The following is a 21,725-nucleotide window of genomic DNA, read 5'->3' on the forward strand; positions in this document are numbered from 1 at the left end:
GGCCGGGTATAGCCGCAGCCGTGACCACTCACAAGGAGCTTGTGCGCCGGTTGTTGCGGCGGGCGGGCACCACCTACGCCCAGGAGGCCGGCATTCGGCTGCGCAATCAGCCGATGCCGCTGTTCCAGCTGCTGATGTTGTGCATGCTGGCCAGCAAGCCGATCGACTCCGCCGTGGCAGCCCGCGCGGCCCGCGAGCTGTTCAGGAATGGATTACGCACCCCGCACAAAGTCCTCGAAGCCGACCGGCAGACCATGATCGACGCCATGGGACGGGCTCACTACCGCCGCTACGACGAGAGTTCGGCCACCATGCTCGCCGAATTGGCGGAGGCGACACAGACCAACTACGGAGGCGATCTTCGGCTGCTCGCCGAACGCAGCGGGCGCGACGTCGAGGCGGCCACCGAGGCGCTGAAGGCCTACAAGGGGATAGGCGACGTGGGCGCGAGCATCTTTCTCCGGGAGGCCCAGGACGTCTGGCCGTGGGCGCGCTACACGTTCGACGAGCGCGCACTGGAAGGGGCACGCGAACTCGGACTCCCCACTGACCCAAACGAACTCGGTGCGCTGGCCCAGGGCCGCAACGCCGAACTCGCAGCGGCACTGGTGCGCTACTGCACCGACCCAGACATCCGGGCGCAACTCGACGAATGACGGGGCGGCGAAAACACGTCGCCCGCCGAACTATCGCAGCGTCGCCGTACCGTCCTCGTGCACGTCGACCGCGGCACCGGCGATGTCTTCGTCCACGGTCCTCTGGGCGGCATCGCGGTCCCGGACCACCGCCAGCGTGCGCGCCCCCTCCGGGGTGCGGACCGCCAGGAACGCCTGCTCGGGGCGGCCGTCGCGATCGAACGGTGTGGTCCACGACTCCACTTCGCCGGTTCCCTGCCACTGCACCAGCGACGCCCGAGTGGCTTGCGCGTCCACCTCGGGTTGCACATCCTGCCAACGGAATCCGGCCGCCGGGGGTTCGGTTCCGTAGACACCGAAGCTGTGCTTGGTCAGGTAGCCGCCGTTGGCGGTGATCAGGCCGCGCCGCCCCGGATTGGCCACCAGCAGCTCGGCCATCGTGGCGATCGAATGCATCACATAGTTGTTCCACGGCCCACCGGCAAAGGTGAGGCCACCGGTCACCGTCAGCGGCCGGGCGGGGTCGTCGGTGGGCAGCCCCAGTTCGCGCGCGGCGACCTGGACCGCCGACGGGAAGCACGAGTACAGGTCGACGTAATCGATCTCGCCGACCTCCGCGACACCGGCCAGCTCCAGTGCCCGGGCCCCCGCGATCCGGATCGCCGGCGACCGGTGCAGTTCGGCACGCTCGGCGACGGCGTAGGTGTCGTGGGCGTCGGTGCCGGCGTGCGGGAAAACCCACTTCTCGGCCGGGACACCCAGGTCGGTGGCGGTCTGGACCGAGGTCAGCACCAGCGCCGCCCCCTGATCGACCATGTTGTTGGAGTTCATCAACTTGGTGTACGGGTAGCTGATCATCCGGTTGGCGGGACCGGGCTGCCAGATCTCCTCGGCGCTGACCGGCTGCCGGATCCAGGCGTGCGGGTTGTCGACCGCCACCGCATTGAACCGGGACCACAGCTCACCGATCCGGCGGCGGTGGTCGTCGACCTTCTCCCCCGCGGCGATACGCAACGCCTGCTCGAACAGCGGGTAGACGTAGGCGGGCCGGTCCAGCCCGATCCGCTCCTGGTCCGGGCCGACCATCGGCACGTCTTCGCCGTCGCACTGGGCCAACGGGACCGTGTCGTCCTGCTGCGTCCAGGACAGCCGCTCGCCGGCCCGCCGCAACCTGGTCCGGGTACGCCAGGTCTCACCGCCGGTCACCAGCACGACTCCCGCACGGCCATCCTGGATGTCCAGGCAGGCCTGATTCACCAGGGACTGCGGCACGTTGCCGCCCACCGGGCTGTACCGGGTGGCGGCGCGCTGCGCACCGATCCGCTGGCCCACCAGCGCGCCCGGATCGCGGTAACGGGCCGAGAGCAGGTTGACCACCCGGATCGAGTCGACGGCGCTCAGCACCCGATCGTCCGCGGCGCGCCGCGCCGCCGCCGCCATCAGGTCGACGGGCTCGACGGGCTCGGAGTCGTCGCGATGGTTGATCTGGCCGTAGCCGATGAGCACCGGGGTCCGGGGGTCGACAGACATGGCCGTAAGACTAATCGGCGGCGAAAAGCACTCCGTCGGCGATCAGCTTGTCGGTCTCGTCGTCCTCGAGCACGAGCACCGCGCGGCAGATCTCCCGGGTGTCCTGCCCGGGCAGCGGCGCAGGACGCTGCAGCGCCGGCGGAATGTTGCGGTACGGCGCGGGACCGGTCTCGGCCGGCAACGCCTGCTCGATCAGCGGGTGGGTCATGGGCGCGAACACCGACCGGTGAGCCAGCTGCGGATCATCGGCGACATCGGGCGGCCGGTTCATCGGCGCGGCGGGCACCCCGGCGGCCTGCAGGAGCTCCCCCACCGCCGCGGGCGGCTGAGCCGCGGTGTGGCGGCCCAACACGGCCGCCAGTTCGGCGTGGTGAGCGGCCCGCGCCGCGCCGGTGCCGAAACGGTCGTCGGCGGCCAGCGCCGGATCGTCGAAGGCGGTGGCGACAGCCCGCATATCGGCGTCGGTGCGAATCGAGATCACACACCACTCGTCATCGCCGGCACACGGGCACACCAGGTCCACCGCGGTGTCGGGCTGCACGGCCTGGCCCGCGGCACGGGCGACGTAGCTGGTGTCGAGCTGATTGACCGCGGTCTCGGCCTGCGACACGTGGACGTGGCTGCCCGTCGCGGTGCGCCGGGCCCCGATCAGCGCCGCCAGCGCCCCGATGGCCGCGACGCGGGCCACCACGTGATCGGGAAAGACCGTGGTCGCGTCGTAGAACGGGTGCCGCTGGGCGTCGCCCTCGTCGTCGGTGGCGGTCCACAGCGCGGTGATTCCGGTGGTGGCCCGCACCAGCGGCCCATAACCCATACGGTCGCTCCACGGGCCCGTCTCGCCGAAGGCGCTGCTCTCGGCAAGGACGATCCGTGGATTGAGTTCGCGCAGCACCTCGTAGGAAAAGCCGAGGGCGGCCAGCGTGCCCGGTTTGAAGTTGGCCAGCACCGCATCGCCGGTACCGACCAGGCGGGCGAAGATCTCTTTGCCGGCCGGACTGCGCAGATCCAGGCCGAATCCCGAGTTGTTGCGGTGCGTCCAGGCGAACGACTCGCTCATCGCCTCGCCCGGCCGCGCCTGCCGAAGCCCGTCCGGGTAGGCCGGGCTCTCCACCTTGATGATCTCGGCACCCATGTCGCCGAAGAGCCGGCTGGCCTCGCCGCCGGCCACGATGACCCCCAAGTCGACGATCCGCACTCCCTCGAAGGGCCGGGCGCCGACGGCGGTGTCGGACGCCGGCCCGGTCGAGGGACCCGTCAGCCATTCGGCGTCGGCGTCGCCGCAGGCCGGCGCCGGCGACCGGAAGCCGGCCCGCTGGTCGTCGACCACGTAGTAGCCGGTGGGTATCGCCGCGGACAGCCCCGGCGCCAGCTCCGCCCGGGTGACCGCCTGGGCGGCCACGAAGTGCTCCTGCTCGAGCACCTGCGCCGGGTCCCCCACGGCGGCGATCGGCACACCGCGCGACTGCCCGGCTGCCACCAGATCAAGCATGTCCTGGTCGGCGAACAGCTGACGGATCAAGGCGCTGATCTGCGGCCAGACGGCGAACCGCTCGCCGATCACCCCGAATTTGGGGTCGGCGAACTCCGCGGGCTCGCCCAGCCAGCTCCACAGCCCGCGCCACTGCCGCGGCGACATCACGCAGAGCCGGACGTAGCCGTCGCGGCACGGCAGGATGGGGTATGCGTCCTGGTTGCGGGGCCGCCCACGCCACCGGCGCGAGGTGCGTTGCGCGGCCGCGGCCTGGCCGTGCGCCCCGAACACCGGGTCGAGCACGGTGACCACCGCGTCGTACCGGGAAAAGTCGATGTAGTCCCCGGTTCCGCAGCGCAACCGGTTGTAGTACGCGACCAGGACCGCCCAGGCCGCCTGCACCGCCGCGGTCGCCGAGGCGATCCCCGCGGGCGGCAGAACCGGCGTCCCCGTGGTGGGACCCGACCGTGACAGAGCTCCCGAGAGCGCGTAGAGCACCGCGTCGGTGGCCTGCCACGACGAGCGCGGCCCGCTCTGCCCGAAATCGGTGACCGACATCGTCACCAGATGGGCGAAGCGATCGGCCAGCTCGGCGCACGAGGTGCCGAAGTCGGCGGCCCGACCGGGCCGGCCGCTGTCCACCACGATGTCGGCGGTGGCCACCAGCTCGGCGAACCTGCGGCGGTCTCGATCCTGCGCGGGATCCAGCACGACGCTGCGCTTGTTCGCGTTGTGCAGCGCGAACGGAATGCTCACGCCGTCGAGCAGCGGCGCAGCAGTGCGCGCCGGACTGCCGCTGGGCGGCTCCACCTTGAGCACGTCGGCTCCCAGGTCGGCGAGCAGCCGGGTCACCGCGTCGGCGTCTGCGCCGGCCAGGTCCAATACACGAACAGCATCCAACAACACGCTGACAGGGTAATGAACCGGTTGCCGGGGTCCGGGTTCGGCGGGACAATCGACAAGATGAGTGCAACCGACGTCACTCCATCCGCACCTGCACTCCCCGACGATGAACTGGCCCGCCTCGATGCCTACTGGCGGGCCGCGAACTATCTGTCGGTGGGCCAGATCTATCTGCTGGACAATCCGCTGCTGACCGAACCGCTGCTGCCCGAGCATGTCAAACCCCGGCTGCTGGGGCACTGGGGCACCACACCCGGCCTGAACCTGCTCTACCTGCACCTGAACCGGATCATCCGCGCGCGCGACGCCAACGTCATCTTCATCACCGGCCCCGGCCACGGCGGGCCGGCCCTGGTCGCCAACGCCTATCTGGAGGGCACCTACAGCGAGGTGTACACCGGTATCGGCCACAACACCGACGGGCTGCGGAAACTGTTCCGGCAGTTCTCCTTTCCCGGCGGCATCCCCAGCCACGTGGCCGCGCAGACGCCGGGCTCCATCCACGAGGGCGGCGAGCTCGGCTATTCGTTGGTGCATGCCTACGGCGCGGCCTTCGACAATCCGGACCTGGTGGTGGCATGCGTCATCGGCGACGGCGAGGCGGAGACCGGCCCGCTGGCCGCCGGCTGGCACTCGAACAAGTTCCTGAACCCGGCGGTGGACGGCGCGGTGCTGCCCATCCTGCATCTCAACGGCTACAAGATCGCCAATCCCACGGTGCTGGCCCGTATTCCGCACCCGGAGTTGGAGGCACTGCTGCGCGGCTACGGATATCGGCCGATCACCGTCGCCGGCGACGATCCGGCCCTGGTGCATCGATCACTTGCGGCCGCCCTCGAGGACGCGTTCGACGACATCGCGGCGATCCAGCACACCGCGCGCGCCGGCTCCACGCCGACGCGGCCGGTCTGGCCGATGATCGTATTGCGCACCCCCAAGGGCTGGACCGGGCCGAAGACGGTCGACGGCCAGCAGGTGGAGGGAACCTGGCGCGCCCATCAGGTGCCGCTGGCGCAGACCCGCACCGACCCCGGTCACCGCCGCCAGCTCCAGCAGTGGATGCAGAGCTACCGACCGGAGGAGCTCTTCGACGCCGCCGGCCGCCTGCGGCCGGAGCTGGCGGCGCTGGCGCCGCGGGGCGAGCGCCGGATGAGCGCCAACCCGCACGCCAACGGCGGGCTGCTGCTACACGACCTGGACCTACCCGACTTCCGCGACTACGCGGTGCCGGTGACCCGGCCCGCCACCGAGATCCACGAGGCCACCCGCGTGCTCGGCACTTTCCTGCGCGACGTCATCGACCGCAACCGCGATCGGTTCCGGTTGATGGGTCCCGACGAGACCGCATCCAACCGGCTCTCGGCGGTCTTCGGCGCCACCGATCGGGTCTGGCTGTCACCGACCGAACCGTGCGACGACCATCTGGCCCCCGACGGCCGGGTCATGGAAGTGCTCTCCGAGCACCTGTGCCAGGGCTGGCTCGAGGGTTACCTGCTGACCGGGCGACACGGGCTGTTCAACTGCTACGAGGCATTCGTGCACATCGTCGACTCGATGTTCAACCAGCACGCCAAATGGCTGGCCGTCAGCCGCGAGCTGTCGTGGCGTCGGCCGATCGCCTCGCTGAATTACCTGCTGACCTCCCATGTCTGGCGTCAGGACCACAACGGGGCGTCGCACCAGGACCCGGGATTCATCGATCTGGTGGCCAACAAACGGCCCGAAGTGGTGCGCGTCTACCTGCCGCCGGACGGCAACACGCTGCTGTCGGTGGCCGACCACTGCCTGCGCAGCCGCGACTACGTCAACGTCATCGTCGCCGGCAAGCAGCCGGCCCTGGCGTACCTGGACATGCCCGCGGCGGTGGCACACTGCACCCGCGGGCTGGGGATCTGGGAGTGGGCGGGCACCACCGCCGGTGAGCCGGATGTGGTGCTGGCCTGTGCCGGGGACATCCCGACCCTGGAGACGCTGGCCGCGGCCGACATCCTCTACCGCGAGCTGCCCGACCTGGCCGTGCGCGTGGTGAACGTCGTGGACATCATGCGCCTTCAACCGGTATCGGAGCATCCGCACGGCTTGCCCGACAACGAGTTCGATGCCTTGTTCACCCGCGACAAGCCGGTGGTCTTCGCCTATCACGGCTACCCGTGGCTGATCCACCGGCTCACCTACTCACGGGCCAACCACGATCAGATGCATGTGCGCGGCTACCGCGAACGCGGCACCACCACCACGCCGTTCGACATGGTGATGCTCAACGACCTGGATCGCTTCCACCTGGTGATGGACGTGATCGACCGGGTGCCCGGCCTGGGCGGTCGCTGCGCGGTGCTGCGCCAGCAGATGGTCGACGCCCGGTTGGACGCTCGGCGCTACACCCGTGAACACGGCGAGGACGATCCGCGCATCACCAACTGGACCTGGCGATCGGGCGCAGATCGCGAAGGCGGCGAGATAAGGTGACGGCCATGACCGCTCACCCCGCACCCGTCCGGATGCTCCGCAAGGCGACGTCGTTGCTGTTCGGCGCCCTCGTCGCGTCGGCCGCGATCGCCGGTGCGGGGGCGGCGGGCGCCACGCCGGACCACACCCGGGTGCCGGTCCGCTACGACCTCACCGGCACGGGCGTCGCCGGCTACATCACCTACCAGGGTCAAAGCGGTCAGGCCCACGCCACCAACGCCGCGCTGCCGTGGTCGATCCAGCTGACCGGATCGATGACCAACGCGACCAGCCCCTCCTCCTACTCACTGAGCGCCCAGAGCGCCGGGCCCGGCTCGCTGACCTGCACGATCAGCGTCAACGGCAAGGTCGTCAGCCAGCACAGCGCCAGCGGGGCTCCGGCGCGGGTGTTGTGCGAGACCCACGGCCCCAGGTAGTACCGCGCGTCACGACGCCGCCCCGGCCGCGCCGCCGCGGGTAGAATTTCGACCAATGTCTGCTCACGAGTTCGCGGCACCGGGGGGATGGCACCCCCTGGTGGGGCACTTGTCGGCGCTGAACCGGTTTCGTGCGTTCGTCGACGTCGCCGTCGTGGTGGTGGTGCTGGCCCTGGCCAATGTGATCGCGCACTTCACCACGCCCTGGGCCGCCGTCGCGACCGTCCCGGCGACCGCCGTCGGCCTGATCGCGCTGGTCCGCTACAGCGGCCTGAGCTGGACCGAACTCGGCCTGGGGCGCGCGCACTGGCGATCGGGGCTCGGCTACGCGCTGGCCGCCGTGCTGGTGGTGGTGTCGGTGATCGCGGTCGGGGTGCTGCTGCCGGTGACCCGGCCGATGTTCTTAAACAACCACTACGCCACCCTGTCGGGCGCACTGGTGGCATCCATGGTGGTCATTCCGTTGCAGACCGTCATTCCCGAGGAGTTGGCGTTCCGCGGCGCGCTGCACGGGGCGCTGCACCGGGCCTGGGGTTTTCGCGGGGTGGCGGCGGCCGGTTCGCTGTTGTTCGGGCTGTGGCACGTGGCCACATCGCTCGGGCTGACCAGCAACAACGTGGGCTTCACCCGCATCTTCGGGGGCGGCTTCCTCGGCATGCTCGCGGGAGTGACGCTGGCGGTGCTGGCCACCGCGGCCGCGGGATTCGTGTTCAGCTGGCTGCGGCGGCGCAGCGGCAGCCTGATCGCACCGATCGCGCTGCACTGGTCGCTCAACGGGGTCGGGGCGCTTGCCGCCGCCCTTGTCTGGCAGGTGTCGTCCTAGCCCGGCGACCCTACACCACCAGTACCGCTGCCCCTGCGATCCGGCCCGCGCCCAGGTCCTCCAACGCCCGGTCGGCGGCGTCCAGCGCGTATATCGGCGTGGTGACATCGATGTGGTGCTCGGCGGCGAAGTCCAGAAAAGCGCGGGCGTCCGCACGGGTGTTGGACGTGACCGACCGGATCTGACGCTCCCGAAACAGATGACGCTGGTAGTTCAGCGGCGGAATGTCGCTGAGGTGGATTCCGGCGATCGCGCAGGTGCCGCCGGCATCCAGAGCCTCGCAGGCCGGCAGCACCAGCTCCCCGACCGGAGCGAACAGGATCGCCGAGTCCAGCGGTACCGGGGGCGGGTCGGCGGCGCCCTGCACCGAGGCGACGCCGAGCTCTATCGCCAGTTCCCGTGCCCGTGCGCCACGCGTCATCACGTGCACCTCGGCGCCGCGGGCAAGCGCGACCTGGGCAGTGATGTGCGCGCTGCCGCCGAACCCGTAGATACCCAGCCGACCGCCCGGCGGCAGGTCCGCGCGCTGCAACGAGCGATACCCGATGATCCCCGCGCACAGCAGCGGCGCCAACTCGGTGTCGCTGTATCCGGCGGGCAGATGATGCGCGAAGGCCGCTGGCACGGTGGCGAATTCGGCATATCCCCCGTCGTCATCCCAGCCGGTGTAGCGGGAGTGCGGGCACAGGTTCTCATCGCCTCGGCGGCAGAAACGGCAGGAGCCGCAGGTATGCCGCAACCAGGCGATTCCGACCCGGTCGCCCACCGCGAAGTCGGTCCCGGCGTCGGCCCCCACCTCGACGACCTCGCCGACCACCTCGTGGCCGGGGATCACCCCGCGACGGTGCACGGGAAGGTCGCCTTCGGCGACATGCAGGTCGGTGCGGCACACGCCGCAGGCGTGGACGGCCACCAACAGCTCCGAGGGCTGCGGTCGCGGCACCGCGGTGCTGACCCGCTCCAGTGGCTTGCTGTCTATCGGGCCGGGCCGCTGCACGCGCCAGCCCAGCATCTCCCCGGCCACCCTCGACGCCATAGTCCTATGGTGCGCGTCGGACCGCGCTCACGGCTACCTGCGGCGGATCAGTCCGACCACCCACAACAGGACGATGGCCCCGCCGAGGGAGACGGAGAAGGTGAACCACCGGCGGCCGTCCTCGACGTCGACACCGAACCAGCCCAGCAGCATCCCGCCGATGAAGCCGCCGATCACGCCGATGGCGATGTTGAGCAGGATGCCCGATTCGCCGCGCTTCATGATGCGGTTCGCCAGCCAGCCCGCGATGCCGCCGATCAGAACGTAGGCCAGCCAGCTGACCGACGTCGGCGGGGTCAGCGCAGCAGCGAGATAGCTTCCGGCCATAGCGGAATCCTCAGGTCGGTGCTGTGATTCGCGGGGATCAGGCGGCGGGCGCGGCGGGCGCGGGCTCCGCGGGAACCGCGGGACCGGGCGGCGGGGCGACCGCCGGCGGGCCGGGAACCGAGCCGGGGACCTGCTCGGCGGGCGGCGGCGCCAGGGGCCGGATGGATTCGGCCAGCGCGATGGCCGCGTCGGTGTCCACCGGGTTGTTGGCGGTGCCCAGCCACACCACGAACCAGCGCTCGGTCTGCGGACCGGCGGCGTCGCCGGCCGGCGGTACACCGATCACGCCGCTCCAGATCTGGCCGACGGGCTTGGCGGGATCGGTGAACTTGACCTCGTAGTAGGAGGCGCTGCCGGTCAGGCCGCCCCCGTTGAGCGGGGCGCTCACCTGGTTGGCGCGCGTACCGGGGTACGGCATGAAGAACTCGCCCATGTCCGACCCCAACCGGGTGGCGGCCTTGGCGTTGTCGGTCTCGGCACTGGCATACAGTCGCTGGTCGAGCTTTCCGAGCACGATCCGGGTGTCGTTGGCCACCGGCGCCGGCTGGCCCGGCAGCATCGGGTCACCGGTCTTCTTGCTCAACAACGACGAGCCGTACTCAAGGTGGGTGGTGTCGGACTGCACCCAGCCGGCCGGCAGCACGAAGCTCAGCCCGCCCGCGACGTCGTCGACACGGCCCAACTCGGGGGCGGCCGGCTCGGCGGCGGGCGCCGGGGCGTTCGGGTCTGCGGGCGCGGTGTCCGCGCTGGGGGCGGGAGGCGGCGGGACCGGATCCGCGTGTACCGGCGCCGCGACCGCGAATGCCAATGCACCGGCGAGCGCGGTCGCTGCCATCGCCCGGATGCCCCGTGAGGTCAGGTCCACCTGCTTCATGGCAGAAAAACTACCGTGTTGCCATCGGTACGCAAGTTACGCCGCACCAGGGTGTGTCGCGCGCAGCGTCACCTCCTGGGCTTTGACCCCGAACCAGACGGTCTCCCCCGGCGCCAGGCGCAGTTCAGCCGCCGCATCCGCGGTGATGTCCGCGGCCAATCCCGGCGCTCCATCCGGCTGATCGACACCGCGGACCGACACCGTAGCGCCCCGCACCTCGAGCCCGGCCAAGGTCACCTCGATCACATTGCGCGGGCTACCGGGTCCCGGACGCTCGCGGTAGACCGCCACCGCCTGGGGTGCACTCACCGCGACCGCCGGCCGGCCCGGTTCCACCCCGTCGCCGGGTTGGCCGCGCCAGGTGTCCCCCCAGCCGGTGTGCAACACGCCGGCGTCGTCGATGACCCCGGCGACCAGGTTGAATCCCGCGATCTGGGCGCCGAACCGGCTCCGCGGTGCGGCCAGCACCTCGGCGGTGCGGCCGATCTCGGCGACCCGGCCCGATTCGAGGACCAGCACGCGGTCGGCCAGCGCGAAGACGTCGAGCAGGTCGTGGGTGACCAGCACGGTGGTGCGCCCGGCGGCGCCGAGCACATCACGCAGCACGCTGCGCACCGCGGACGCCGCGCCGACGTCGAGTCCGGACAGCGGCTCGTCGAGCAACAGCACCTCCGGTTCGGCGGCCAGGGCCCGCGCGATCGCGACCCGCTGCGCCTGTCCCCCGGACAGCTGGTGCGGCCGCCGCCCGGCCAGTCCCTCGGCGCCGACCGCTCGCAGCCACGGCGCCGCGACCGCATGCGCACCCGCCCGGCGCCATTGCGGGCGGCACCGGGGGCGCTGCGCGCCGAACGCCACGTTGGCCGCCACGGTCAGGTGCGGAAACAGCAGCGGGTCCTGCAGCAGCAGGCCGATCCGCCGCGCGAAGGCGGCCACCCGCACCCCGGCTCCGGTGTCGGTCAATATCCGGTCCCCCGCCCGCACCAGCCCGTCATCGGGCTGCACCAGACCCGCTATCACGTGCAGCAGCGTGGACTTTCCCGCCCCGTTGGGTCCCAGCACCGCCAGAATCTCGCCCGGCGCCAGATTCAGGCTGACGTCCAGGCCGCGCTCGGCAACCACCGCGCGCACGGTGAGCCCCACCGCGTCGGCGCTCATCGGACGCGGACCCACTGCCGGGCGCCCAGCACCCCCACCACCACCGCGGCAACGGCCACCAGCAACAGCGACATGGCCGCTGCGGCCTCCGCGTCGGACACCCGCTGCAGGTAGATGGCCAGCGGCAGGGTCCGGGTGACCCCTTCGAGGGAACCGGCAAAGGTCAGCGTCGCCCCGAATTCGCCGAGGGAGCGGGCGAACGCCAACAGGGACCCGGAGACCAGGCCGGGGGTCAGCAACGGCAGCGTGACGCGCCACCAGACGGCGCTGGGCCGGGCGCCCAACGTGGCCGCCACCAGCTCGTAGTCGGCGCCGGCCGTCCGCGCCGCACCTTCGAGGGCGATCACCAGGAACGGCAGCGACACGAACGTCTGTGCCAGCACCACCGCGGTGGTGGTGAAGGCGATGTGGACCCCGGCCGCTTCCAGGTACCGGCCCAGCAGTCCCAGCCGGCCGAAGGCGTACAACAGCGCGATGCCCCCCACCACCGGCGGCAACACCAGCGGCAGCAGCACCAGCGGTCGCAGGATGCGCACCACCGCCGCGCGACTGCGCGCCAGTACCAAGGCCATCGGCACCCCCAGGAGCACGCACAGCGCGGTGCTGGCCGCCGCTGTCCGCAGGCTCAGTTGCAGTGCGGTGGTGGCCGACGGGCTGCTGATCAGTGACCAGAAGTGCGGCCAGTCGACTTTGGCCGCGATCCCGGCCAGCGGCAGCACCACGAAAGCCGCGCCGAGGGCGGCGGGCACATAGACCCAGCCCGGCAGGTCATCCGGCCGGCCGACCATGCCGCTCAGGGCTTACCGAAGCCGGCTGCGCGCAGAATCGTGCGTCCCGTGTCGCCGGTGACCAGGTCCACGAAGGCGCGGGCCTGCCCCGCATGCGGTGTGTCCCGCAGCACGGCGATCGGATAGGTGTTGACCGCCCTGGCGGCCTCGGGGAACTCCACGGCGCTCACCTTGTCCCCGGCGTGTTGCGCCTCGGTGCGGTACACGACACCGGCGTCGGCCTGCCCGGTGGTGACCTTGTTGAGGACATCGGTGACCGAGGGTTCCTCGCTGACCGGGTGCAGCGCGACCCCGGCGACCTCGGCGACGGTGCGGGTGGCCGCCCCGCAGGGCACCGGCACCTGGCACACCACCACCGACAGCCCCGGAGCGGCCAGGTCGGCCAGGGAGCCCACGGCATGCGGGTTGCCCGGCGCCGTCACGATCACCAGCGTGTTCGTGGCGAACGGCACCGCCGCGCCGTCCAGCAGGCCGGCCTGCGCGATGTTGTCCATCTGGGCGGTGTTGGCCGAGGCGAAGACGTCGGCGCGAGCGCCCTGCACCAGTTGGGTGGCCAGGTCGGATGACCCGGCGAAGTTGAAGGCCACCGTCACGCCCGGGTGCTCGTCGCCGAACCGTGTGGCGATCTCGGTGAAGACCGGCTCCAGCGAAGCCGCGGCGAACACGGTGATCGACGGCGCCGCGGGGCCGGAACCGCAGGCGGTCAGGCCCCCCACCAGCATGGCGGCCACCGCACCGCACACCGCCCTGCAACGCCGCATAGCACGCAGCCTAACGGCGACAGCAAGCCCGATGCGCCACCGCGACGCGGGTCGCCGCGCCCGCTGCACCGCACGCTGCCCGGACTGTGGCCGGATTGTGTCTGTGCCGAGTTCCGGCTCAGCGCCGCCAACCCGCTACTGTCCAGTAACATAGCTGCGAACACGAGGAGGACCTACCGATGGATGTGCTGGTCACCGGTGGTGACACCGAATTGGGTCGCGTCATCGCCGAAGGTTTCAGCGAGGCCGGCCACAAAGTGACGCTCGCGGGCCTGCGGGGCCCCGAACTCGAGGTGGCCGCCAAGGAACTCGACGCCCAGGCCGTCGTCTGCGACACCAGCGACCCGGCCAGCATGGCGCAGGCCCGCGGGCTGTTCCCGCACCATCTCGACACCATCGTCAACGTCCCGGCGCCCCAGTGGCAGGGCGGCGATCCGCGCGGCTATTCGCTGGCCGATCAGGCCACCGCGTGGCGTAGCGCGCTCGATGCCACCGTGCTGTCCGCCGTGCTGACCGTCGGGACCGTGGGCGATCATCTGCGCTCGGGCGGAGCCATCATTTCGGTGCTGCCGGAGAACCCGCCGGACGGCAGTGCCGAGGCCGCCGTCAAGGCCGCGCTGTCGAACTGGACCGCCGGGCAGGCCACCGCTTTCGGCACCCGCGGAATCACCGTCAACGTGGTCGCTGCCGGCGACGGCGCCCGGCCCGGCTATGACGGGCTGACCCGCGTGCCGCCCAGCGGCGCCGCCGAAATCGCCCGTCTGGCGGTGTTTTTGACCTCTCCGGCGGCTCGGCATATCACCGGCCAGACCTTGCATGTCGGCCGCGGAGCGTTGGCCTGCTTCGGCTGACCCCAACCGGAGTGGTTAATCCCACAACCAGCAGATGCGGTGACCGCCTTTTAGGTCGACTAGCGTATTAGGGGAACGCAGTCACCGTCGAGGAGCAACCGGATTCCCATGAGCGCCCAGCCTGAAGTCACTGCGCCGCAGAGCCGACGCCACCAGGTCGTCATCATCGGCTCAGGATTCGGCGGGTTGACCGCGGCCAAGAAACTCAAGCGCGCCGACGTCGACGTCAAGTTGATCGCCCGCACCACCCACCACCTGTTCCAGCCCCTGCTGTACCAGGTGGCGACCGGAATCCTCTCCGAGGGCGAAATCGCGCCGTCCACGCGCGTCGTGCTGCGCAAGCAGCGCAACGCGCAGGTGCTGCTCGGCGACGTCACCCGTATCGACCTGGCGGGCAAGTTCGTCACCTCCGAGGTGCTCGGCCACACCTACGACACCCCGTTCGACAGCCTGATCATCGCGGCCGGCGCCGGGCAGTCCTACTTCGGCAACGACCATTTCGCCGAGTTCGCGCCCGGCATGAAGACCATCGACGACGCCCTGGAGTTGCGGGGCCGCATCCTGAGCGCCTTCGAGCAGGCAGAGCGGTCCCGCGACGCCGCCCGGCGGGAGAAGCTGCTCACCTTCACGGTGATCGGCGCCGGTCCCACCGGGGTGGAGATGGCCGGGCAGATCGCCGAACTGGCCAACTACACGCTCAAGGGCGCGTTCCGCAACATCGACTCCACCAAGGCGCGGGTGATCCTGCTCGACGCCGCTCCGGCCGTGCTGCCGCCGATGGGCGAGAAGCTGGGCCGCAAAGCCGCCGAGCGGCTGGAGAAGATGGGCGTGGAGATCCAGCTCGGCGCCATGGTGACCGATGTCGACCGCAACGGCCTGACCATCAAAGACTCCGACGGCGTCATCCGGCGCATCGAGTCCCAGTGCAAGGTGTGGTCCGCCGGTGTCTCCGCCAGCCCGCTGGGCCGCGACCTGGCCGAGCAGTCCGCGGTGGAACTCGACCGCGCCGGCCGGGTCAAGGTGCTGCCCGACCTGTCCGTGCCGGGTCACCCGAACGTCTTCGTGGTCGGCGACATGGCCGCCGTCGAGGGCGTTCCCGGGATGGCTCAGGGCGCTATCCAGGGCGCCAAGCACGTCGCGAGCACCATCAAGGCCGAACTGGGCGGCGCCAACCCCGCCGACCGGGAACCCTTCCAGTACCTGGACAAGGGCTCCATGGCCACCGTGTCCCGGTTCTCCGCGGTCACCAAGATCGGCCCGCTGGAGTTCAGCGGCTTCCTGGCGTGGCTGGCCTGGCTGGGGCTGCACCTGATCTACCTGGTCGGGTTCAAGAACAAGGTCAGCACCCTGCTGTCCTGGAATGTCACATTCCTGAGCACCCGCCGGGGCCAGCTCACCATCACCGAGCAGCAGGCCTTCGCCCGCACGCGCCTCGAGCAGCTGGAAGTGCTGGCCGCCGAGGCGCAACGCGGCACCGAACGCGCGGTCAGTTAGCTGGCGCTCAAGCAGGCGGAGCCGGGCGTAGCAGGCCTGCCGCGTCAGCCCGGCAGGTTGCAAGCCCGGCGGAGCCGGGCGCAGCAGGCCTGCCGCGTTACCCCGGCAGGTTCTGCAGCCGGACCTGCCCGCGCGCGACCACCCGGTCGTCGGCGTCGGTGATCGTCACCAGCCACAGCTGCTGACGCCGGCCGCGATGAATCGGAGTCGAGGCGGCGTAGACCGTCCCGGAGGAGACCGCCCGCAGAAAGTCGGTGTTGTTGTTGACCCCGACGACCGTGGCCATCGGTTCACCGCCGTCGCGGTTGAGCCAGGCATGTGCGGACACACTGGCCACACTTTCGATCATCGAGCAGTAAACACCGCCGTGCACGATGCCCGCCGGCTGACACAGTTTGGGTTGAAGCTCCAGGCTGGCGCGCGCGCCGTCCGGCCCGACATCGGTGTAGACCAGGCCTATCTCGCTGTCGAACGGCGCGGAGAAGGTGGGCGGGAATCCGGTGGGAGCCATGTGATCGTTGTACACGACGGCGCCCCGGCGGCCCGTCGCCGTCCCGGTAGCTCCCAGCAGGCCCTCAGGTTTGGATACGACACGCGGTAGTAATTGAGGGTAGGCTTGCTCCGTTGCCCGGGGAGTTGATAACAGACATGGCGAAGCAGACCCATCTAGGGGACTTGGAACGAGCGGTGATGGACCACCTGTGGTCGTCGCCGGAGTCCCAGACGGTGCGCGAGGTCCATGAGGCGCTGTCGGCACAGCGCGAGTTGGCCTATACGACCGTGATGACGGTTTTGCAGCGGCTGGCCAAGAAGAACCTGGTGTCGCAGATCCGCGACGACCGCGCCCACCGCTACACACCGGTCCGCGGCCGCGACGAACTGGTTGCCGGCCTGATGGTCGAAGCCCTCGATCAGGCTGCCGACTCCGGCGACCGCCGGGCCGCGCTGGTGCATTTCGTCGAGCGTGTCGGCGTGGACGAGGCACAGGCACTGCGGCGCGCGCTCGACGAACTCGAGGCCAAGGAGCGCGGCCGCCTCCCCGGTGGCGGCCGACCCGCCTCCTGAGGGAGACTGGCAGCGTGTCCGCGCTGGCGTTTTCCCTTCTCGCGCTGTTGCTCATAGGTCCGGTTCCGGCCCTGTTGGCGCGCGCTGACTGGCCGCTACGCGCACCGCGGGCCGCGCTGGTGCTCTGGCAGGCCGTCGCCCTCGCCGCAGTGCTGTCGGCCTTCAGCGCGGGACTGGCCACCGCGACCCGGCTGCTGATGCCGGGCCCGGACGGCCGCCCCACGTCGACCATCCTCGGCTCGGTCGACCGCCTGGGGTGGCCGCTGTGGACGTTCTACGTCGCGGTCTTCGCCCTGACGCTGATGGTGGGCTTCCGGCTGGCCTGGACGGTGCTGCGGGTCGCCATCCGCACCCGGCAGCGCCGCGCTCACCACCGCATGCTCGTGGACCTGGTGAGCGTCACCGACCGGCCGCCCGCGGTGCGCACCAGCGGCCTGCGGATTCTGCAGGTGATGCAGCCGCTCGCCTACTGCCTGCCCGGCGTGCGCAGTCGGGTGGTGCTCAGTTCGGGCACGCTCGACGTGCTCACCGACACCGAGTTGGCCGCCCTGCTCTGCCACGAGCGGGCACACCTGCGCGCCCGGCACGACCTGGTGCTCGAGGCGTTCACCGCCGTGCACACCGCATTTCCCCGGTTCGTCCGCAGCGGCAGCGCGCTGGACGCGGTGCGGTTGCTGATCGAACTGCTGGCCGACGACGCCGCCGTTCGGGTGGCGGGCGCTCCTCCCCTGGCCCGGGCCCTGGTGACCTGTGCGTCGGCCAACGTGCCGGCCGGTGCACTGGCGGCCGGGGGCACCCACACGGTGTTGCGGGTCCAACGGTTGTCGGGGCGAGGCAACAGTCCGGCCCTTGCCGCTGCCGCCTATTCGGCCGCAGCAGGGGTGCTGACGGTGCCCACGGCGGCACTGGCGGTACCGTGGCTGACCGAGCTGCACCGACTGATCGTGGGGTAACCCGCGCCGCCCCGAAAACCGGGCATCGCATTCACCTACCACCGAAAGGCGAACATATGAGCGCGTCGGACGTTGTCGGCACCGCCCAGATCGGCGTGACCGGACTGGCCGTCATGGGATCCAACATCGCGCGCAACTTCGCCCGGCACGGCTACACCGTGGCACTGCACAACCGTTCGGTCGCCAAAACCGACGCCCTACTGCAGGCCCACGGGTCCGAGGGCAACTTCGTCCGCAGCGAGACGATTCCGGAATTTCTTGCCGCCCTTGAGAAGCCCCGCCGGGTGCTGATCATGGTCAAGGCCGGCGACGCCACCGACGCGGTCATCAACGAGCTCGCCGATGCGATGGAGCCCGGCGACATCATCATCGACGGCGGTAACGCGCTCTACACCGACACCATCCGGCGGGAGAAGGCGATGGCCGCGCGCGGCCTGCACTTCGTCGGGGCCGGTATCTCCGGCGGCGAGGAGGGCGCGCTGAACGGACCGTCGATCATGCCGGGCGGCCCCAAGGAGTCCTACGAGTCGCTGGGCCCGCTGCTGGAGGAGATCTCCGCCCACGTCGACGGGGTGCCCTGCTGTACCCACATCGGGCCCGACGGCGCCGGACACTTCGTCAAGATGGTGCACAACGGCATCGAATACTCCGACATGCAGCTCATCGGCGAGGCCTACCAGCTGCTGCGCGACGGTCTCGGGCTTTCCGCACCGCAGATCGCTGAGGTGTTCACCGAGTGGAACGCCGGCGATTTGGACAGCTACCTGGTGGAGATCACCGCCGAGGTGCTGCGGCAGGTGGATGCCAAGACCGGCAAGCCGCTGGTGGATGTGATCGTCGATGAGGCCGAACAGAAGGGCACCGGGCGCTGGACGGTGAAGTCCGCTTTGGACCTGGGAGTGCCCGTCACCGGCATCGCCGAGGCGGTGTTCGCCCGGGCGCTGTCTGGCTCGGTCGCCCAGCGCCGCGCCGCGGTGGGCCTGGCCGCCGGCACCCTGGGCGCGCGCCCGTCGGACGCGGCTCAGTTCACCGAAGACGTCCGCCAGGCCCTCTACGCCTCCAAGATCGTCGCTTATGCGCAGGGCTTCAACCAGATTCAGGCCGGCAGCGCCGAGTACGGCTGGAACGTCGCGCCCGGCGACCTCGCCACGATCTGGCGGGGCGGCTGCATCATCCGCGCCAAGTTCCTCAACCGGATCAAAGAGGCCTTCGACACCGATCCCGAGTTGGTGAGCCTGCTCGCCGCGCCGTATTTCCGCAGCGCGGTGGAGGACGCCATCGACTGCTGGCGCCGGGTGGTGGTGACCGCGACACAGCTGGGCATCCCCGTCCCGGGCTTCGCCTCGGCGCTGTCGTACTACGACGGGCTGCGGACCGAACGGCTGCCGGCCGCCCTGACCCAGGCCCAGCGGGACTTCTTCGGCGCCCACAGCTACGGCCGGGTGGATGCGCCGGGCAAGTACCACACCCTGTGGAGCGGCGACCGCAGCGAAGTGCCGGTCTAGGCGGCTAAACCAGCAGCCGCAGTACCGCCTCGGTGAAGGCCCGCGGGTCCTCGATCTGCGGATAGTGGCCCAGCCCGGGCAACTCGACGACCTCGGCGGCGGGGCGTAGCTCGCGCAGCCCGTCCAGCACGTTGGTGGTCGCGACCGGGTCGCGCAGGCCCCACACGAAGCCCAGCGGTTTGGGCCAGTCCCGCACCGCGCCATGCCAGCGCTGCGCGTAGCGCACCCGCTCGTTGAGATAGGCCGAGAGCAGGTGCATGATCCGGTTTCCGCCGTTGTGCGCCAACAGCGCCCACTGCGCGGCGCCTTCCTCGGCGGTCAGCGGATGATCCGGGCTGAACAGCCGGCCGAAGCCGCGGACGAAGCCGCGCTGATTGGGCAGCAGGGCCGCGATGGCCCCGAAGGGGCTGCGCAGCAGCTTCTGGCTCGGCCGCAGGCTGGCCCGCTCCAGGATCACACTGCCGTTGGCCAGCACCGCGCGACGCAGATCGAAGCTCAGCGTGCCGTCGATGTCGCGGGCCAGCAGTTCGGTGGTCACCGACGTGCCCATGTCGTGACCGAGCAGCACCACCGGACCGGTGGTGTTCGATGCCACCACCTGCTCCACCAGGTCGGCCTGTTCGAACAGGCTGTAGCGGTGCGGGCGCGGCTTGTCCGACAGCCCGAACCCGAGGAAATCCATGGTCAGCCAGGACCGGCCGGCCAGCCGCTGCACCATCGCGCGGTAGTCATAGGAGCTGGACGGAAAACCGTGCAGCAGTAGCACGGTCGGCCCGTCCCCCTCCCCTGATCGGACGAACACCCGACCCGCGGTACTACTCATCCAGCGGCCGCCGTCTTGCCACTCCCGCACACCGGCGGGCAACGCCGTATTTTTCATCGCGGTCATTCTGCGACACCTGGCGGACCGGCACGCGCAGATCGGCCGGCGACGCGCCGGACTCCTTCGCCGACCGGCCGCTCGCGCCGGGGCCCGCGAAGGTCCGGGGACGGAGTCATTCGGGCGGCGACGCGCGGGCTGCGGCGTCAGGTGGTGCGGGTGCTCGCGCTGGCGGTAGCGTGGCTGACCGGACCGATACGCTGTGGCCCGGCGGGTGCCGGAGTCCGGCGCACGACGTGTGGAGGCGAACAGATGGGCTCGTCGGAACCCGATAATCCGGTGGTGGCAACCCGATGAGGTTTGCCAGCGGATACGACCCGTCCCACGACCTGACCTACAACGACGTCTTCATCGTCCCCAACCGCTCGTCGGTCGATTCCCGCCTCGACGTGGACCTGTCCACCCGTGACGGTTCGGGCACCACCATCCCGGTGGTGGTGGCCAACATGACCGCGGTGGCGGGGCGGCGGATGGCCGAGACGGTGGCCCGGCGGGGCGGGATCGTGGTGCTGCCGCAGGATCTGCCGCTCGACGCCGCCGGCCACACCGTGGCCTTCGTGAAAAGTCGCGACCTGGTCGCCGACACGCCGGTGGTGCTGTCCCCCGACGACTCGGTCTCCAACGCGATGGCGTTGATCCCCAAACGCGCCCATGGCGTCGCGGTGGTGGTGGTCGACGGCCGGCCCACCGGCTTGGTCACCAAGGCGTGCTGCGAGGGGGTGGATCGCTTCACCCGCGTTCGCGACGTCGCGGTGTCCGATCTGGTCGAAACACCGGTCGGTACCGATGCCCGCACGGTGTTCGACCTGTTGGAACACGCGCCGGTCGGTGTGGCGGTACTGACCCATTCCGACGGCACCCTGGCCGGCGTGGTGACCCGCACCGGGGCGATCCGGGCCGGGATCTACACCCCCGCCACCGACGCGGCCGGGCGGTTGCGCGTCGCCGCGGCGGTCGGCATCACCGGCGACGTCGCCGCCCGAGCCGCCGCGCTGCTGTCGGCCGGGGTGGATCTGCTGGTCATCGACACCGCGCACGGGCATCAGGAGAAGGCGGTGCAGGCCATCCGCGCCGTCGCGGCCCTCAAGCCGGCCGTGCCGCTGGTGGCCGGCAATGTGGTGTCGGCGCAGGGCACCCGCGACCTGATCGCCGCCGGAGCCGACATCGTCAAGGTGGGCGTCGGTCCCGGCGCCATGTGCACCACCCGCATGATGACCGGAGTGGGCCGCCCCCAGTTCTCTGCTGTCGTCGAATGCGCCGCGGCGGCAAGCGAACTCGGCGCCCACGTGTGGGCCGACGGCGGCGTTCGCCATCCTCGCGACGTCGCGCTGGCCCTGGCCGCGGGTGCGTCGAACGTGATGGTCGGTTCCTGGTTCGCCGGCACCTACGAATCCCCCGGCGAGCTGATGTTCGACCGCGACGGCATGCCCTACAAGGAAAGCTACGGAATGGCTTCCAAGCGGGCGGTCGCCGCGCGCACCGTTGCCGACAGTGCGTTCGACCGCGCCCGCAAAGCACTGTTCGAGGAGGGCATTTCGACATCGCGCATGGCGGTGGACCCCGAGCGCGGCGGCGTCGAGGATCTGCTGGACCACATCACCTCCGGACTGCGCAGCACCTGCACCTACGTCGGGGCCGCCAATCTCGCCGAACTTCACGAGCGGGCGGTGCTCGGGGTGCAGTCGGCGGCGGGCTTCGCCGAGGGCCATCCGCTACCGTTCGGCTGGTGAGACCGATGGGTCCGGGCACACAGCTGGGCTGCCGCGCACCGCATGGCGCGCGCGGCGGCGAC

20 protein-coding genes are annotated in these 21,725 nt (G+C 70.6%); 10 read left to right on the plus strand and 10 right to left on the minus strand.

The window, feature by feature from the left end; translation table 11 throughout:
• Positions 1 to 20 precede the first annotated feature (20 nt).
• Positions 21 to 656 (plus strand): HhH-GDP family DNA glycosylase, encoded by a 636-nt coding sequence (locus tag AWC02_RS13235; protein WP_085129207.1) that lies wholly within the window; start codon positions 21 to 23, stop codon positions 654 to 656.
• 30 nt (positions 657 to 686) lie between these two features.
• Here AWC02_RS13235 and AWC02_RS13240 read toward each other — a convergent pair whose 3' ends face one another.
• Both AWC02_RS13240 and AWC02_RS13245 read right to left on the minus strand, forming a co-directional pair.
• Positions 687 to 2,165, minus strand: coding sequence for an acetyl-CoA acetyltransferase (locus AWC02_RS13240; protein WP_085129208.1), 1,479 nt, complete (start codon positions 2,163 to 2,165; stop codon positions 687 to 689).
• A 10-nt stretch (positions 2,166 to 2,175) separates the two neighbouring features.
• On the minus strand, positions 2,176 to 4,542 hold the full coding sequence (locus AWC02_RS13245; protein WP_085129209.1) for a CaiB/BaiF CoA-transferase family protein: 2,367 nt from the start codon (positions 4,540 to 4,542) through the stop codon (positions 2,176 to 2,178).
• A gap of 57 nt (positions 4,543 to 4,599) precedes the next feature.
• Between AWC02_RS13245 and AWC02_RS13250 the strand changes: the two genes are divergently transcribed.
• Genes AWC02_RS13250 through AWC02_RS13260 form a run of 3 tightly spaced genes read left to right on the plus strand, consistent with a single transcriptional unit; the run spans position 4,600 to position 8,244 of the window.
• Positions 4,600 to 7,005: a phosphoketolase family protein gene (locus AWC02_RS13250; RefSeq protein ID WP_085129268.1), complete on the plus strand. Its 2,406-nt coding sequence runs from the start codon at positions 4,600 to 4,602 to the stop codon at positions 7,003 to 7,005.
• 5 nt (positions 7,006 to 7,010) lie between these two features.
• Positions 7,011 to 7,421 carry an MmpS family transport accessory protein gene (locus AWC02_RS13255; protein ID WP_237160463.1) on the plus strand — a complete coding sequence of 137 codons (411 nt, stop codon included), beginning with the start codon at positions 7,011 to 7,013 and terminating at the stop codon, positions 7,419 to 7,421.
• Positions 7,422 to 7,476: 55 nt separating this feature from the next.
• The gene (locus AWC02_RS13260; protein ID WP_085129211.1) at positions 7,477 to 8,244 is read left to right on the plus strand and encodes a CPBP family intramembrane glutamic endopeptidase; all 768 of its coding nucleotides are present in this window, start codon (positions 7,477 to 7,479) and stop codon (positions 8,242 to 8,244) included.
• Positions 8,245 to 8,254: 10 nt separating this feature from the next.
• Here AWC02_RS13260 and AWC02_RS13265 read toward each other — a convergent pair whose 3' ends face one another.
• The 6 genes from AWC02_RS13265 to modA are packed head-to-tail and all read right to left on the minus strand — an operon-like array spanning position 8,255 to position 13,185.
• Entirely contained in the window at positions 8,255 to 9,280 is a 1,026-nt protein-coding gene (locus tag AWC02_RS13265; RefSeq protein ID WP_085129212.1) for a zinc-binding alcohol dehydrogenase family protein, read from the minus strand.
• 33 nt (positions 9,281 to 9,313) lie between these two features.
• Complete coding sequence (locus AWC02_RS13270) at positions 9,314 to 9,607, minus strand: GlsB/YeaQ/YmgE family stress response membrane protein (protein ID WP_085129213.1); 294 nt, start codon at positions 9,605 to 9,607, stop codon at positions 9,314 to 9,316.
• 37 nt (positions 9,608 to 9,644) lie between these two features.
• Positions 9,645 to 10,481, minus strand: coding sequence for an APA family fibronectin-binding glycoprotein (locus AWC02_RS13275; protein WP_085129214.1), 837 nt, complete (start codon positions 10,479 to 10,481; stop codon positions 9,645 to 9,647).
• 36 nt (positions 10,482 to 10,517) lie between these two features.
• On the minus strand, positions 10,518 to 11,636 hold the full coding sequence (locus AWC02_RS13280) for a sulfate/molybdate ABC transporter ATP-binding protein (protein WP_085129269.1): 1,119 nt from the start codon (positions 11,634 to 11,636) through the stop codon (positions 10,518 to 10,520).
• On the minus strand, positions 11,633 to 12,424 hold the full coding sequence (locus AWC02_RS13285) for an ABC transporter permease (protein ID WP_085129215.1): 792 nt from the start codon (positions 12,422 to 12,424) through the stop codon (positions 11,633 to 11,635). Before AWC02_RS13285 ends, AWC02_RS13280 begins: the two co-directional genes overlap by 4 nt.
• Before the next feature lie 5 nt (positions 12,425 to 12,429).
• Positions 12,430 to 13,185, minus strand: a complete 756-nt coding sequence (gene modA, locus AWC02_RS13290) for a molybdate ABC transporter substrate-binding protein (RefSeq protein WP_085129216.1) — start codon at positions 13,183 to 13,185, stop codon at positions 12,430 to 12,432.
• A 179-nt stretch (positions 13,186 to 13,364) separates the two neighbouring features.
• Here modA and AWC02_RS13295 point away from each other — a divergent pair, with 179 nt between their 5' ends.
• Positions 13,365 to 14,036: an SDR family oxidoreductase gene (locus tag AWC02_RS13295; protein WP_085129217.1), complete on the plus strand. Its 672-nt coding sequence runs from the start codon at positions 13,365 to 13,367 to the stop codon at positions 14,034 to 14,036.
• A gap of 108 nt (positions 14,037 to 14,144) precedes the next feature.
• A complete protein-coding gene (locus tag AWC02_RS13300) occupies positions 14,145 to 15,530 on the plus strand; it encodes an NAD(P)/FAD-dependent oxidoreductase (protein ID WP_085129218.1) in 1,386 nt (461 codons plus the stop codon).
• Between the two features lie 97 nt (positions 15,531 to 15,627).
• Here AWC02_RS13300 and AWC02_RS13305 read toward each other — a convergent pair whose 3' ends face one another.
• Positions 15,628 to 16,041, minus strand: coding sequence for a PaaI family thioesterase (locus AWC02_RS13305; RefSeq protein WP_085129270.1), 414 nt, complete (start codon positions 16,039 to 16,041; stop codon positions 15,628 to 15,630).
• A 137-nt stretch (positions 16,042 to 16,178) separates the two neighbouring features.
• Between AWC02_RS13305 and AWC02_RS13310 the strand changes: the two genes are divergently transcribed.
• Genes AWC02_RS13310 through gndA form a run of 3 tightly spaced genes read left to right on the plus strand, consistent with a single transcriptional unit; the run spans position 16,179 to position 19,053 of the window.
• Positions 16,179 to 16,595 carry a BlaI/MecI/CopY family transcriptional regulator gene (locus AWC02_RS13310; RefSeq protein WP_085129219.1) on the plus strand — a complete coding sequence of 139 codons (417 nt, stop codon included), beginning with the start codon at positions 16,179 to 16,181 and terminating at the stop codon, positions 16,593 to 16,595.
• Positions 16,596 to 16,609: 14 nt separating this feature from the next.
• Entirely contained in the window at positions 16,610 to 17,548 is a 939-nt protein-coding gene (locus tag AWC02_RS13315) for a M56 family metallopeptidase (RefSeq protein ID WP_085129220.1), read from the plus strand.
• A 56-nt stretch (positions 17,549 to 17,604) separates the two neighbouring features.
• Positions 17,605 to 19,053: an NADP-dependent phosphogluconate dehydrogenase gene (gndA, locus tag AWC02_RS13320; protein ID WP_085129221.1), complete on the plus strand. Its 1,449-nt coding sequence runs from the start codon at positions 17,605 to 17,607 to the stop codon at positions 19,051 to 19,053.
• Positions 19,054 to 19,057: 4 nt separating this feature from the next.
• On the opposite strand, the gene AWC02_RS13325 is transcribed toward gndA, so the two are convergent.
• Positions 19,058 to 19,942, minus strand: a complete 885-nt coding sequence (locus tag AWC02_RS13325; RefSeq protein WP_085129222.1) for an alpha/beta fold hydrolase — start codon at positions 19,940 to 19,942, stop codon at positions 19,058 to 19,060.
• Positions 19,943 to 20,226: 284 nt separating this feature from the next.
• Here AWC02_RS13325 and AWC02_RS13330 point away from each other — a divergent pair, with 284 nt between their 5' ends.
• Positions 20,227 to 21,663 carry a GuaB1 family IMP dehydrogenase-related protein gene (locus tag AWC02_RS13330; protein WP_085129223.1) on the plus strand — a complete coding sequence of 479 codons (1,437 nt, stop codon included), beginning with the start codon at positions 20,227 to 20,229 and terminating at the stop codon, positions 21,661 to 21,663.
• Positions 21,664 to 21,725 lie beyond the last annotated feature (62 nt).

Source organism: Mycolicibacter engbaekii, assembly GCF_002101585.1.
In the GTDB taxonomy this organism is placed as follows: Bacteria; Actinomycetota; Actinomycetes; order Mycobacteriales; family Mycobacteriaceae; genus Mycobacterium; species Mycobacterium engbaekii.